Origin of the sequence: Methanosarcina barkeri MS (assembly GCF_000970025.1) — an archaeon.
Lineage (GTDB): Archaea > Halobacteriota > Methanosarcinia > Methanosarcinales > Methanosarcinaceae > Methanosarcina > Methanosarcina barkeri.
The window spans coordinates 2896648-2911397 of sequence record NZ_CP009528.1 but is presented as its reverse complement, the minus strand read 5'-3'; the positions used below and the strand labels follow the sequence as shown (position 1 = coordinate 2911397).

Genomic DNA, 14750 nt, shown 5'->3' with positions numbered 1-14750 from the left:
TCTCGAATCATTTTCTCTTTTTCAGCTTATTTTTTTCTTTTCATTTTAATTTGAGAGTTTTTGACTCTGTTCCAAAATCTAGCGATTTTTGTATTTCTTGATTGAAAGTCTGAATCCGCAAGAAAAATCCGGTTTTTATCAAAATCAATATTTGGTATCTAAAGACTTCAATCCCAAAATTGTATTTCAAGGATTGAAACCAATTTATTAGTCATTGGTTAAGGAATTTTTTTGCCTGAAAGCTATTGATTTTGCATTAGAAGCCGACTTTAAATTTTGGCCTGTTTATATGAAATAGATATTCTGCTCCAGCTCATAATTTCTCAAAATATTTGATAAATGTTGAGGAAATTGACGCAATTTATCATGATTCCTTACTTAACCGAAGACGGATGGAACCAATTACAAAATCTAGTGTCGAGTCAATCATCAAGGATTCAATAATTCAAAATAATTACAATCGATTTTATACGACATTTTGTTGTTGGCTTGACAATAGTGTCTCCCCGGAGTTCTGGGATTATGGGCCTGGGACAACCTGCAAACCTATCTCAAGTATCTTTATTATAATAGGACTTACGCAGTTGAAATGAAGAATCAGCAGCATAAACCATTAAATGTCTAAAATATGACTTTAATCTGCAGTCTTTGACGTAATTGATTTTGGTCTTCAAGTGCGTAAGTCCTATCTAATTCAACCCTCTTGAATGAACGAAGTGAATGAAAAAAGCTCCGTCCTTCCAAGATGGGACTCGGATGACGGAGTTCGAACACAAAAGGTTCCAGTCTTGAATTTAAAACTTCGATTTTTTTCATAGAAATTTTTCTACCAGACACTCACTTGCTTGAACTATTTGAAGAGCCTATAAAGGGAAAGTCTTTGTGAGGCGCTTTCTTATGAAAAATATGCTTTTTTAAATTTAATTCAAGAATCTGCAAGTGATACGAGATGATGACCAGGATAGGTAGTGCTATGAAAATAAGGATGACATCATGCAGGATTGGACTACTTATAAAGTGTGTCCCTGAGTTCCAGAGTGCTAGAAATGGTCTGTGGAACAAATAGATACAATATGAAGCTGTAGCAACATATGTAAACACAGAGCTCAGGTAACTTGAAAATTCATTGTTGATAAATTTCATTGCAAACCTGTATTCTAGAACACAGAATATTATTACAAATAAGTTAAGAAGCACAGAATCAATAATGAATTTTAAGGTAATGTAACTCAGGCCCAGTGAATTTGCCATACTTTCTAGCATCGATATTACCATAGAAGACCCTATCGTGCCGCTACTTGCAGATTTAATACTGAATGAAGCATTTTGATCTAGGAAAAGGGTTGTTCTTGAGCCCAAAACAATAACCAGTACAAGCATAACAGGAAGGGCAGCCAGCAGTATCTTGACAAAAGGATTTTTCCTGTTAATTATCGTTGTCTTTTCAAATAGGCTTTCTTTACAGGTAAGAATCCCAAAAACAAATATCGGGAAAAACGTATAAAAGCGGTACTCAATAATGTTAAAAGTTCTTGAGACTAGCAAGCATCCGAGAAATATGAGAGAAGAATAAAGTAAGATCTGTTTTGAACTTTTTGAAAGCATAATGATGAACGGGTAAATTGTATAGAATACAATAATTAAACCTATAAAATATAATGTCAGCATCGGGGATACATATGCAGGAGCAAGGAAAATTTGTAATCCTAGTATATGCATGATTAGATTATGAAAACTAAACACCTGTTCAGCATTGGGAAATTCAAAACCTGAGTTTAGCCTTGGAGCAAATATAAAGAACACAAGTGTAAAAGCAGCGAGAGCTGCCCAGTAAAGGGGAAAAATCCTCAGGAGTCGTTTTTTGTAGAAAGACAATATGCTCTGGAAAGAGTTTATTGAATGGTTGTTATAATATAACAAATATCCACTCATAAATATAAAAAGTCCCAGTCCCATATTTGCAACAAAAGGATCAACGGCATAAAGGGCTAACTTGATATAAGTGAAAGATAAAAAATTACTTAAGTGAGCCGGAATAATCATTGCTATTGCTAAAGCCCTTAAAAAATCAAATGCAATTATTTTGTTTTTCATAGTCTCAATCCTATAAATGAAATTTCATGTAAATATGAATTGACCTCTATAAATTTTGTTTATTAATAATCTAACTTAAAAAAAATAATCGTTATTCAATAATCATAATTGTGTTAAAAATGTACCCCTTTCCTTTCTATATAAACTCTGCGCTATTTTTATTTATCATTTTATATAATATCTGCTCCGATGCTAATTTTGATGTTTATTTCTACAGGTAAAGTTTGAATCTCGTATATAAATTAAATCCTTCTTATAAATATAAAATGCTTCAAATGCACTATAATACCGAAAATTAATTCTTCACGTGCACTATATACCGAAAATTTCTTGATTTTAGTAAATTTCTTGAAATCTGAGTCTATGAGCATAGCATATAGAAAATAACAGACGAGCAATAAAGGTCGATATCTGGTGAAAAGAACCGAAAGAAATTCCAGCTGATCTGTTCACGCCTAAATAGTAAACTCAATTAAGCTTAATAAATAACATAATCAAGGCTTAATAAACAAACCTGCGTTAAGGCAAATTCGGCTTAAATAGCCATATAGCTATATTGGAGTTTTTTCATGAAAGCTTCGGATCTTTTTGTTGCCCAGCTTGAAGAAGAAGGCGTTGAATATATATTTGGATTGCCAGGAGAGGAAAACCTTGACCTGCTTGAGTCCCTGAGAACTTCCAGAATCAAACTAATCGTAACAAGACACGAACAGGCTGCGGCGTTTATGGCTGCAACATATGGAAGGCTGACCGGAAAGCCAGGGGTCTGCTTTTCAACACTTGGACCCGGAGCCACAAATCTTGTTACAGGCGTTGCTCAGGCACAGCTTATAGGAGCACCTCTCATATCTATATCTGGACAGAAGGCTTTGACTGACAACTGGCAGGCTCGTTTCCAGCTTGTAAACACTGTCAGAATGATGGAGCCTCTCTGCAAAAAGGCTGTATCCATTACCGATCCGGGAATGATCCCTACGGTGATCCGTAATGCCTTCAAACATGCTGAAGCTGATAGGCCAGGAGCTATACACATCGAACTTCCGGAAGACATAGCTGAAGAAGAAACTGAAGCGACGGTGCAGAAGCGAAGCGAAATTAAAATTCCTTACCCTGATCCTGACGCTGTAAAAAGAGCTGCGGCTATGATCTGTGAGGCTAAAAATCCCCTGATCATAGTTTCCTCAGGAGCAAACCGAAAAGCGATCACTGAGGAACTCGAAAATTTTGTCGAGCGGACAGGCATCTACCTGGTGCATACTCAAATGGGAAAAGGAGTCGTCCCTGATGACTGCAGTTACAGTCTCTTTGCCACAGGGATTCATGCAAGGGATTATGTTAACTGTGGAATTGACGGGGCTGACCTTATTATCACTATTGGTTACGATATCGTCGAATATCCCCCTTACCTGTGGAACAGTACGCTGGACAAACAGATCATAAATATTGATTTCGTGGAATTCGTGCCTGACAGATACTTTAACCCAACAGTAGAAGTCATAGGGGATATTGCTTCTTCAATCCGGGAACTTGCCGCAAGCATTCCAGAGAAACGGGAATTTCCGATCTTTGAACATACCAGGAATTTCATTAAGGAAAAAATAAATGGTTCTGCCAGGAAAAGCTATCCTCCTGTTCCACAGGCCGTAGTTCAGAGTGTCAGAAAGGTGCTGGGAAGAGAAGACATAATCACACTGGATAATGGGATTTATAAACTCTGGTTCGCTCGCCTTTACAAGACCTATGCTCCAAATACCGTGCTCCTTGACAACGCCCTTGCGACTATGGGTGCAGGTCTTCCTTCAGGGATTACTGCAAAGCTTCTTCATCCGGAGCGCCGCGTGCTTGCAATCTGTGGGGACGGAGGTTTTATGATGAACTGCCAGGAACTTGAGACTGCAATCCGCTATGAAATTCCTATTGTTGTCCTTATCCTCAATGACAATGGTTTCGGCTTTATTAAGTGGAAGCAGAAAAAAATGCATTTTGAGGATTTCGGGCTGGACTATGGAAATCCTGATTTTTCTCTCTTTGCCAGGAGCTTCGGTGCTGTGGGTATCAGGATCAAGGAAGACGATGACCTTGCTGAAGTTCTGGAGAAAGCTTTTGCCTTGAATAAAGTGGCAGTTATTGAGTGTCCTATTGACTATTCCGTAAACTATGAAACTTTTTCGATAGAATTGGGAAAGCTTACATGTAAGTTCTGATTGGAATACATTTTTCAGAAATCCACCAATTGAGACATCGAAAAGACCAGGGGCAGATTAAAATACCCAAAAAAGACCCGAAGTAAAAATCCTGATATTTCATAAGGAATCCTCTGAAGTGAACTTATTACTCCGACCTGGGTATTCTGAATCAGGTATTCTGAACCAAGCATTCTGAACCGAGTAAAAGAAACATTTCCTAAGAAAGTTGAAGTTCAGTAAACACTTGTTATGGCCCGACAAACGAGGAGAAAAGCGTTAAGGTGAAATAAAACGTTAAAATGAAATAAAAGTGCTTATTTAGTCTTATAAATTTTAAGCGGTTCTTGAGCTTGTGGTTTAATATCCTTCTGATTTAAAACCTGATTTTCCAAAACCAGAGGTTGGCCACAGGTTAATTGAATCGCAAATTAATATTATCTATTTAAGTGAATAAAGTGTTTCAGGCATCCTCATCAGTTAAGGTATCCTTTTTTTTCAAGCCATTCAATCTGGGGCCTTGTATATTTCCAGATAACGTCGGCTTTAGAGTCCTGAATTTCCCATGGGTTCGCTATGACTATATCGCCTTCACGAATCCACAGTCTCTTGTTTTTAGATCCGGGAATTCGTCCCATTCTGACCACACCGTCCATACACTGTAGTGTGACTCTTTTAGAACCAAGTAAATTTAATACTGTTGCCAGAACTTCGTTTCTGTCCTTTTGAGGAGTACGTACCCTTATTACTTCATGAGTATCTCCTGCAACCGATTTACTTGATTTTGAGTTTCGGCGTCTGATAATGCTTCTGTAATTAGCCAAATTAATTCCTCCAATGTTTATTTTTATTTTAAGTATTTCAATTTTGAACAGGCTTTCCCTGATTTTATTCTCAGTTCTGCTTGTTTTTCCGTCTTCCTGACTATCTTTATAGATCTCTACCTTAGAGATCTTCCACATTTTTAGAGACACTTGGGTACATTTTCTGATTAAGTTGTTATTTTTTCCGTTTTTTGTTTCCCAAGAAATCTCCCACAATAAAGGTAAAAACAAAGAGAATAATCAATGAAAGTGAACTGAGTATCAATTAGGACCATGTCTTAAAATGGCTCATCCTTTAGAGACTTTATATTGACACGCAGCTAATATCATATTTAGGGCTTCCCGTGATTAAAAAGTCCTCTCTTTCAATAAACCGGTCGTCTTTTGGCCTGTTTGAATATGAGTTTCGCTGGGGGCCGCTGGGAACCGCTGTTACCGCCTCTGAAACCTCTTCGGTGAATGTTTCGGTTTGCTTTCGCGGAAGAATTTCTTCCATCATAAAAACCCATTTTCCTTGTCATTAAAACCCATTATTATTTTATCCCCATATAGCGGGTACCTGTATTCGATAAAAACATGATCGGATATAATTATCGATAAAACAAAAATGGAGTTATTAATAGCAGATTATACATCTCTTTATTTTCAACCGCTTCTACGTAGTTATTTGCTTATATAAATCTTTCTGCGAATAAATGGCCAGAAAAGTCCAAAAATCCAATATAAATTAAAAGAAATAAAGATTTTTTCAAGAAATAAACCTGAATATATGCGGAAGAGGCATCAATATACATGGAAAATTGTTGTCTTAACTTAAAAAAATTACAAAAGAACCAAACAAAAGAATCTAAAATCTATATATCAGTTATGGAGATGATCATAATCGTTCAAATAAAAATATTGTTCAATATATCATTATAAAAAAAGAGAGTCCGTTTGATCCGCTCAAGCTAAACGAAACGGACATAATTTGTAAAATAGAGTTTTTTTGAGTGAACCTGATATTAATATCTGTTTTCTCTGGGTTTCCTGTGGTTAGGAAGACAGTCTCTGCAGTAGACTGGTCTGTCAGGGTCAGGCTTGAAAGGTACCTGAGTTTCAGCACCGCAGTCAGAACAGATTGCGTTGTACATTTCCCTGGGAGCTCCGAAACCTCCACGGTTGCTGTCTCTTCCCCTGAAGGAATTTCCTCTGTCATTAAAAGCCATTTTCTTTTCACCTCCGCTTACAGCGGATAGTACATAGCTTAAAAATAAGGTTGTATATTGCTCTTTGATTAAAAACAGAAACTAGTTTTTAATAACAGATTATACATCTCTTTATTTTTAATGTTCTTAGTATACAGTCAAATTATATAAGTTTTACTCATAAAAATCTAAATCCCGCCTAAAGTGCTTACCGCTTTAGAGTTATCTTTACTTAACCTAATTTTAAAACCTTCATTAGATAGTTTCTTACGGATAGAGACTACAATTGACAGAAACTATACAATTACAAGTTAAATTCCATCATCCCGGTGAGAAAAACTAAAAAATTAAACACTAATGTTAGTGAGATTGAGTGAAATAGGTAAAAAATTAAGGGCTTCTGGATGAGTTATAAACAAGTTAAAAAGGTAAAGTTGAGTTAATAAGATAAAGGTAAGTTGAAGAGATTAAAAGGCAAGTGTTTGAAGAGGGAATATGTAAGAGGGGAAGAAGTTAACCGAAAACTGGTTAAAACCTGAATATAATAAGAGTAAGCTGGTTTTATCAAGTTTTACGGTACTATTTCGGTACTTATTTGAGGTACCCTTTTCTCTCGAGCCACTCGACCTGGGGTCTTGTGTACTTCCAGATCACATCGGCCTTAGAATCCTGAATTTCCCACGGAGTAACGATTACTACGTCTCCTTCGTGGATCCACATTTTCTTATTTTTGGACCCGGGAATCCGGCCCATTCGGACTACACCGTCCATACACTGCAATGTGACTCTTTTTGAACCAAGTAAACTTGATACTGTTGCCAGAACTTCGTGATTTTCCCTACGCGGTGTGCGTACTCTTGTTACTTCCTGAGTAGTGGGCACTGAGCTTCTAGTCCCTGCTTTTCTCTTTCTAATATTGCTTCTGTAGTTCGCCAGGTTAATTCCTCTTATTATTAGTTTAACTATCTGATTATGTCATATTTTATTATGTCATATTTTTCAAAGCTTCTGTATCTACGGATGCTTCATGTACTTTGATGTTAAGGTTCATAAATGGATAGGGATTAAAGAACCTTTTAAAGATCTGGAATCTCAGAAAAACCCTGAACCTCAGGAAACATTCTATTTCAAAGATTATTAAAGATCCTTTATTTGTTCTTTAGTGTTACTCTTTCGTCTAGAATGAGAGAGACTAAGAGTTTGCTTCAAACATCCTTTTGGGTACTTTTATATATCTTTATTTATAAAAAACACATGCAATAATTTTTATGCAACATTTTATTACTAAATTATGAAAATTTATAAAATTCAGGGTTCCAATATCCTTCACCAGCCATAAGGTAAAGACACAGCTTAAAAATGGAACATGTGTTGAGTTTTTCAAGTCAACACTTAAATTGAGTATTACTTATGAAACTATTTTAAAACTTTCGGTGTTTAGGAAGGCAATCCCTGCAATAAACCGGCCGCCCTTCGGTCGGCTTGAATGGAACCTCAGTCTCAACCCCGCAGTCAGAACAGATAACCTTGTGCATTTCTCTGGGGCCGCTGTTGCCGCCTCTGAAACCACCGCGGCCGCTATTTCGGTTGCCACCACGGTAGGAATTTCCTCTGTCATTAAAACCCATTTTCGTTCACCTCCACTTGTAGTGATACGTATGTTCGATAAAAACATGATCAGATATAACTTATTATTTAAAAACAAAAATGGAGTTTTTAATAACAGATTATATGTCTCATTATTTTTACTGAATATATAACCACTTCCATGTTATATAAGATTAATCCAATACTAATCGGAAAAAATAGAAGCGAGTTCCTCAAAGAGAAAAGATCCTGTTCTGAATATTATATAAAAGAGTTTGAAGAATAAAAGGAATTTGAAGAATAAAAGGAATTTGAAGAATAAAAGGAATTTGAAGAATAAAAGGAGTTTGGAAACCCCTATTACAGGAGAGTTTCCAGTGATAATATTAAAATAAGAAAATTCTGGAATTTATGAATTTAGAACTTCCTGTGGTTTGGTAGGCAGTCTCTGCAGTAAACCGGTCTTCCTTCAGCTGGTTTGAATGGAACCTGGGTCTCTGCACCACAGTCAGAACAAACTGCGGGGTACATTTCTTTGGGGCCGCTGTTGCCACCTCTATAACCTCCGCGATTGTTGTCTCTGTTTCCCCGGTTGCTATCTCTTCCCCTGAAAGAGTTCCCTCTGTCATTAAAACTCATTTTCATTTCACCTCCGCTTATAGCGGATATAGTTTAGGTTGCTATAAAAATAAGATCTATACATTCTTTTATTAAAAACAAAAGTGAAGTTTTTAATAACAGATTATATGACTCTTTATTTTTACTGCCAATATAGCCCAAGCTCTTATCGTATATAAATATATCTGCAAAGAATTGGGGATTCTAACAATAAAAGTTTACAAATGAAATAAAATATTCCGGGCCTTACATCGCTGTTTTAATTGAAAAAAGTTAGTATAAAGGCTTGAATTAGTAGTCACGTTTCAGCAATATGGGAGTGATATTAAACCTATAAAAAGGGATTAAAAATTGTAGGCTAATTTTGACAAAGAGGTGATAAGTACTAATTAAAAAATAAAATAATAAATAAGAAATAATACGTTAAATAAAACGAACACGAAATTCTTCGAAATAGTAGGCACAAAGATATGAGATTTTACCCTATCTCTTTTGACTATTGATCTCTTCATCATCCTGGGCATTAAAGTTTTACTTATTTTGGTTCTTCGAAGCCGTGATAAAACTAACCAGTAAATTGCTGTTAAAGGTACTGGTTTTGCCAGAGCTTCCGCTGCATAACAATGCAGCGGAACTAGCGACGATAGCAAATCAGAATAAGAGATGTGAGTAAGAGATGTGAGCCTTCAAACCATAATAGAGGAAGGAACAAAGGCTAAACGTTATGAAGGTTGTTGAAACCGATAGATCATGAAAATAGGAAAGCAAATACTCCAAAAACATATCCGTAATTTTTACAAACTGCTTATTTTTCTTTTCTTCTTTTTTGCCAGTGACCACCCGATATCTGCTCACTTCGTGAGCATGCGGGCGTGGAGGGAAGTTATCATATGCATTTTAAAAAGAAATTTGACAACTTTTTCAGAGTCAATAAGGCGCTGCGTAACTCTTACATCTATAAAATATCTTTTTTATCATCGGAAATCGTTCGTGTTATCTACACAAAAATTGACAGAAGGCATATGAGATGGAATAGGTCCTCATCCCAGAGAGCTATCCGAAAAGTCAGTAATTCATGTTGAAAAATCACAATAGGTCTATAATATTGGAGTATCCAGACGGATTCTGTAAGAACATAGACCTTATGCCTTCCTAACCGATCAGGAAACCAGTCTTTTACCTATTGGTCAGGGAACCAGCCGTTCACCTTGATTGTATTTATTATAACCTTCTGTCAATTTTGATACTACTTTAAAGGCGTATTCTTTTCGAAAATAGTCAAGTTGCAATAATATTTAATACTGAATAATAACTATTACTCAGGGAGCTGAAAAGAGAAGGCGGTTAAACAGGGTTAATAACGACATAAAAAGGAAGTGGGTAAATAATCTCTGTTTTGCTGCAATCATTGTAAAACTGCTCAAACAAGTTTTATATTAGAGTTCGTATTAGTGACTTGAACTTATTCGAACAATCGAACCAAAATTGAAAAATAAAAAATATTTGGGGGTAAAATATTTGGAGTACACACTTCGAGTAGGAGGAGAGGCCGGACAGGGACTGCAGACCATAGGTGGAGCTCTTGCACAGGTCTTTTCCAAGATAGGATTTCACGTATTTACTCACCAGGATTATATGTCCAGGGTACGTGGTGGGCACAATTTTTATCAAATTCGCTTTTCTGAAAAGGAGATCTCTGCCTCAAGAGATATGGTCGATATCCTCCTGGCTCTTGACCTGGACACTATAGAAATTCATAGAAAAAGCGTACGAGATGACGGATTTATTCTTTATGATTCCGAAATTACCAAAAAGAAATTTGAAGAACCTGAGTTCATAGATATCCCGTTCAAAAAAATAGCCCTTGATGTTGGAAAAAAAAGTGTGATGGCAAATACTGTAGCTACCGGAGCAGCACTTGGAATTCTTGATCTTGGGCTTGAAACCTTCAGGAATGTTCTAAGAAAAGCCTTCGAGAAAAAAGGGGACGAGGTAATCCAGGGAAATATAGCCTGTGCAGAAGCGGGATATAATTATGCTCGTAAAAATTGTCCCCGTTGTGAAGCTCCCGAAATCCGTGAACCTGAAAACAGAAGACTCATGCTTATTGACGGGGTTAATGCAATCGGAATGGGAGCCCTAATGTCAGGCTGTAAGTTTTATTCCGGTTATCCTATGACGCCTTCAACAGGGATTCTAAACTATATGGCTTCCAGAGCAGAAGAGTACAACCTGGTCGTTGAACAGGTTGAAGACGAGATTTCAGCTATTAATATGGCTATAGGGGCTTCTTTTGCAGGCGTAAGAGCAATGACCGGAACGTCAGGTGGAGGATTTGCCCTGATGGTAGAAGGCCTTTCTCTTGCAGGAATGACTGAAACTCCTATCGTTATTGCTGAAATGCAGCGTCCCGGACCTGCAACCGGTTTACCTACACGCACGGAACAAGCAGACTTGCTTTTTGTCCTTTACGCAGCACATGGAGAGTTTCCAAGGGTGATTTTTGAACCGGGAGACCCAAAACAGGCTTTCTATCTCACTAACAGGGCTTTCGAACTTGCGGAAAAGTACCAGATCCCTGTGTTTATTCAGTCAGACCAGTATCTTGGGGATACCGAGTGGACGTATGAAAAATTTGGCCTTGAAAATATAATTTACAATGATTATCGGCTGAGAGAAAAAGACCTTGAAGGCGTTGAGGTTTATAAACGTTTTAAATATTCCAGTACAGGAATCTCTCTACTTGCAGTCCCCGGAGAAGCCGGAAAACACCTCGTTGTAGCGGATAGCGATGAACATGACGAGGAGGGACACATCATAGAAGATTCCGAGACCCGGATCAAGATGGTCCAGAAAAGGATGTTGAAGAAACTTCCTCTTATAAAGAAAGAGATTGAACCCCCACTTCTTTATGGCGATTCTTCTCCAAAAATCGTGCTTGTAGGGCGTGGCTCTACTTATGGTGTGATAAAAGAGGTGGTCGATACTATTTCTAAGGATCACAAGGTTGCGATGATGCATTTTAGCCAGGTCTATCCTCTTCCGGAACGGGATAAGTTTGATTATATTGAACTTCTTGAGAATGCTGATCTTACCATCTGTATAGAAAATACTGCTACCGGGCAGTTTGCAAAACTAATGAGAGCCGAAACAGGGTTTGAATTTTCCCATCAGATTCTCAGGTATGATGGGAGACCTTTTACAATTGAAAATCTGAAGGAGGAATTGCATGCCTACATCTGAAGATTATAAGGGACAAGTTCCTGCCTGGTGTCCGGGGTGCGGAAATTTCAATATCCTTTCGACTGTTGAAGAGGCACTTGTAGAGCTTGGAATTGAACCCCGGGAAGTGCTTATGGTTTCTGGGATAGGGCAGTCTGGAAAACTGCCCCACTATACTAAGTGCCACACATTTAATGGGCTGCATGGAAGGACCCTGCCCGTAGCTACGGCTGCAAAACTTGCCAACCATTCTTTGCACGTAATAGCAGTTGCAGGGGATGGGGACTGTTATGGAGAAGGCGGAAATCATTTCCTTCATGCAATTCGCCGTAACCCGAATATTACCCTGCTAGTGCACGACAACCAGATTTACGGACTGACAAAAGGACAGGCATCTCCTACCACAGCTCAGGGAACTCACACCAAAATCCAGCCTTATGGTGTCCTTGAAGAGCCATTAAACCCACTTGCCCTGGCAATTTCGCAGGACTGCAGTTTCGTAGCCAGAGGTTTTGCAGGAGATCCAGGTTATCTGAAAGAGCTTATGAAGGCTGCCATATCACACAAAGGTTTTTCCCTTCTTGATATCCTTCAGCCCTGTGTTACATTTAACAAGATAAACACTTTCAGATGGTACCGAGACAGGGTCTATAAACTCGAAGAAGAATATGACCCATATAACCGCTTAAAAGCGTTTGAAAGGTCTCTGGAATGGGGAGATAAAATTCCTAACGGCATTTTCTATAAAAATGAACGGGAGACGCTTGAAGAAGGGATACCGACAATTCAGGAAAAACCTCTTGTAAGGCAAAAGTTCTCTATTGAGGACGTAAAGCACGAAATTGATAAATTTTATTAATCAATTTGCTTCCTGTTCGGTGCATGTTTGGAAAAAGGGATATTTTCAAGCTGGTTCCAGTCAGGAATAGTCCAGGAAAAGAATAGCGGCAAAGTAAGAGCACAAATACTCAGAGAACCGCTTCTTTTCCTGGGAGCTTGTATAACGAGCACGATCAGGATAAGACTATGTGCGGTCAGGATTGAGACATGAGCATGATCGGGGTTGAGATTATGTGAACATTTTTCTCAGGGAAAACTGTGTACACCTGACCAAAATATTTGTTTTCTTAACCGCAGTCCGGTTTGTAAGGAACCGGGTAGAAATAATGGGTTTAGAGCCTTGCAGGGGCAGTTTTGACCTCAAATAGTTTTGACCTCAAATATCTTTTTCACTTTCAGGTAATCATTAAGGCTCGGTAGAATCCCCTGTCAATTTTTTAATTAGATCCATGTCTTTAATTACCTTCAGACTCATGAGGCCTCCTAATAAAAGGTTCATATAGTATGTTAGGGCTCTCCATGCGATAATTGTAACTCCGATAATGGATGCATTTATGAATACCGAAAATATAGGAGCTGCTCCTAATTCAGCAACTCTGCTTGCTCCCGGAGTTGCGGGTATGACCATGACTAGTGCCAGGAACACCTGGGCTGCAAAAGCGGTTAATATCGAAGTCGTTTGTGAAAGGCCAGCTAGAATCAGGACAAGCAGGAAAAACTCAACCGCCCAAAAGAGGTAGGTAAAAAACATGCCCCATAACAGTCCTTTTTTCCCTACTGAAATAAAAATCCATATACTTTCATGAAAAAGGTCTACTTCTCGATCTACCTTTTCCATTAAATGGGAAATTGAAGCATCCGTATGTTTCCCTAAAAGAGGCGCAATTCTGCCTGTGATCCTACGTATTATGTTTTTTACTTTCTCGGGTTTCCATAATCCGTAAATAAAAAAACTCAGAGCCATAAGTGCCAGGAGACTAGCTATCAACAATGCTACATTGAATTTAGAGCTTGGAAGCGTATCCTTCATAATATAAAGGGCAAAAGGTAGAGAAGAAGAGACGAGAAAAGCATCAAGCAGACGTTCTCCTACAATTACGGCTGTAGCTTTCCCAAGAGGGATCCTGTTCATATGTAGCATACTCAACCTGACAGGCTCTCCACCTGCAGAAGAAGGAGTAACTCCAGCTACAAAAACGCCTGAGAGAATTATCTCTACTATTTTAAGATAATTTACTTTGTAGCCCAGTGCATTGCACATCGCTCGAGTCCGAGCTCCCCAGATAAAGTATGAAAAAACATGGAAAAGACCGGCTACCAGAATATATTCTATTTTGATCTTTCTCAGAGCTTCAATAGTGTCTGAGTTAAAATTCAGGAAGGTAACGAGTGTAATTGATGCCACACTGATAAACAGCGATGCGATAAGCCATTTTTTGTACCTGTTCATGATAAAGCTTTTTGTATTTTTATCTAGTGACTTGGCGAATTTGTTATTTATTAAACTTTTAAGGCATCGTTATAGAAAATATTGAATTAACTTCAAATGTTCCCTATTAAGATTCTGTGAGAGCATAAGAAAAGTGAAATATGAGAGCATAAGAAAAGTGAAATATGGAAACTGATGTGGTATTTCCCATGTCCTTCGTATTTCAAATAATTATATTATTCATTTTATATTTTTCAGTGAATCTCCACTTTGACTTTCTCCTGGCTCTCGCTTTGAAACATATGTCTCAGAAGCTTTCATAATTAGTTCCATAATCGGAATTAACTAAAGTATCTTTTATGTTTGAGCTCATTTTTATGTTTGAGCTCATTTTTATGTTTGAGCTCATCCGGATTTAACTTTATCCAATATTTACTTTAGTAACTTTTAGAATCTGAAATGAACCTGCGAGAAAACAAAAAAGATATCAAGAACTATGATGTCAGGAATTGTCAGAAATAAAATGGTAAGAAAACTTATCACCCAAACTACGCTTATTACACTATATGGGTAGCGGGGATAATTTCAATAAGTTCACAATAGTGGTTACTATATTTGTTATTGCCATTGCAATATATATAACGAAAGCCTTTTTCTCCGTGATACTTTTTAGCTTTTTTATCGCGTACCTTCTTATTCCTTTATATTCCTTTTTAGAGCACCGAGTAAAATACAGAAGGATAGCAGTTGCAGCTTCAGTTCTTTT

At 37.6% G+C, this 14750-nt stretch carries 12 protein-coding genes; 4 read left to right on the top strand and 8 right to left on the bottom strand.

Going from position 1 to position 14750, the window contains the following annotated elements; all coding sequences use genetic code 11:
• Positions 1-837: 837 nt before the first annotated feature.
• Positions 838-2094: an acyltransferase family protein gene (locus MSBRM_RS11715; RefSeq protein WP_048116600.1), complete on the bottom strand. Its 1257-nt coding sequence runs from the start codon at positions 2092-2094 to the stop codon at positions 838-840.
• A gap of 569 nt (positions 2095-2663) precedes the next feature.
• On the opposite strand from MSBRM_RS11715, the gene MSBRM_RS11710 reads away from it, so the two are divergent.
• Positions 2664-4298 (top strand): acetolactate synthase large subunit, encoded by a 1635-nt coding sequence (locus MSBRM_RS11710; protein ID WP_048116603.1) that lies wholly within the window; start codon positions 2664-2666, stop codon positions 4296-4298.
• A 455-nt stretch (positions 4299-4753) separates the two neighbouring features.
• On the opposite strand, the gene eif1A (MSBRM_RS11705) is transcribed toward MSBRM_RS11710, so the two are convergent.
• From eif1A (MSBRM_RS11705) to MSBRM_RS11680, 6 genes are all read right to left on the bottom strand, one after another.
• Positions 4754-5083: a translation initiation factor eIF-1A gene (eif1A, locus tag MSBRM_RS11705; protein ID WP_141706414.1), complete on the bottom strand. Its 330-nt coding sequence runs from the start codon at positions 5081-5083 to the stop codon at positions 4754-4756.
• A 322-nt stretch (positions 5084-5405) separates the two neighbouring features.
• Complete coding sequence (locus MSBRM_RS11700; protein WP_048155809.1) at positions 5406-5600, bottom strand: hypothetical protein; 195 nt, start codon at positions 5598-5600, stop codon at positions 5406-5408.
• Positions 5601-6105: 505 nt separating this feature from the next.
• Positions 6106-6309 carry a CxxC-x17-CxxC domain-containing protein gene (locus MSBRM_RS11695; protein ID WP_011307493.1) on the bottom strand — a complete coding sequence of 68 codons (204 nt, stop codon included), beginning with the start codon at positions 6307-6309 and terminating at the stop codon, positions 6106-6108.
• A 570-nt stretch (positions 6310-6879) separates the two neighbouring features.
• On the bottom strand, positions 6880-7203 hold the full coding sequence (gene eif1A, locus MSBRM_RS11690) for a translation initiation factor eIF-1A (RefSeq protein ID WP_080941430.1): 324 nt from the start codon (positions 7201-7203) through the stop codon (positions 6880-6882).
• A 506-nt stretch (positions 7204-7709) separates the two neighbouring features.
• Positions 7710-7916 carry a CxxC-x17-CxxC domain-containing protein gene (locus MSBRM_RS11685; protein ID WP_048116613.1) on the bottom strand — a complete coding sequence of 69 codons (207 nt, stop codon included), beginning with the start codon at positions 7914-7916 and terminating at the stop codon, positions 7710-7712.
• Between the two features lie 376 nt (positions 7917-8292).
• On the bottom strand, positions 8293-8514 hold the full coding sequence (locus tag MSBRM_RS11680; RefSeq protein WP_080941616.1) for a CxxC-x17-CxxC domain-containing protein: 222 nt from the start codon (positions 8512-8514) through the stop codon (positions 8293-8295).
• Between the two features lie 1497 nt (positions 8515-10011).
• Here MSBRM_RS11680 and MSBRM_RS11675 point away from each other — a divergent pair.
• Genes MSBRM_RS11675 through MSBRM_RS20490 form a run of 3 tightly spaced genes read left to right on the top strand, consistent with a single transcriptional unit; the run spans position 10012 to position 12766 of the window.
• Positions 10012-11736, top strand: coding sequence for a 2-oxoacid:acceptor oxidoreductase subunit alpha (locus tag MSBRM_RS11675; protein WP_230629075.1), 1725 nt, complete (start codon positions 10012-10014; stop codon positions 11734-11736).
• Positions 11723-12574: a 2-oxoacid:ferredoxin oxidoreductase subunit beta gene (locus MSBRM_RS11670; RefSeq protein WP_048155805.1), complete on the top strand. Its 852-nt coding sequence runs from the start codon at positions 11723-11725 to the stop codon at positions 12572-12574. The genes MSBRM_RS11675 and MSBRM_RS11670 overlap by 14 nt, the downstream gene beginning before the upstream one ends.
• A 27-nt stretch (positions 12575-12601) precedes the next feature.
• A complete protein-coding gene (locus tag MSBRM_RS20490; protein ID WP_155400471.1) occupies positions 12602-12766 on the top strand; it encodes a hypothetical protein in 165 nt (54 codons plus the stop codon).
• Between the two features lie 195 nt (positions 12767-12961).
• On the opposite strand, the gene MSBRM_RS11665 is transcribed toward MSBRM_RS20490, so the two are convergent.
• Positions 12962-14005, bottom strand: coding sequence for a lysylphosphatidylglycerol synthase transmembrane domain-containing protein (locus MSBRM_RS11665; protein ID WP_048155803.1), 1044 nt, complete (start codon positions 14003-14005; stop codon positions 12962-12964).
• Positions 14006-14750 lie beyond the last annotated feature (745 nt).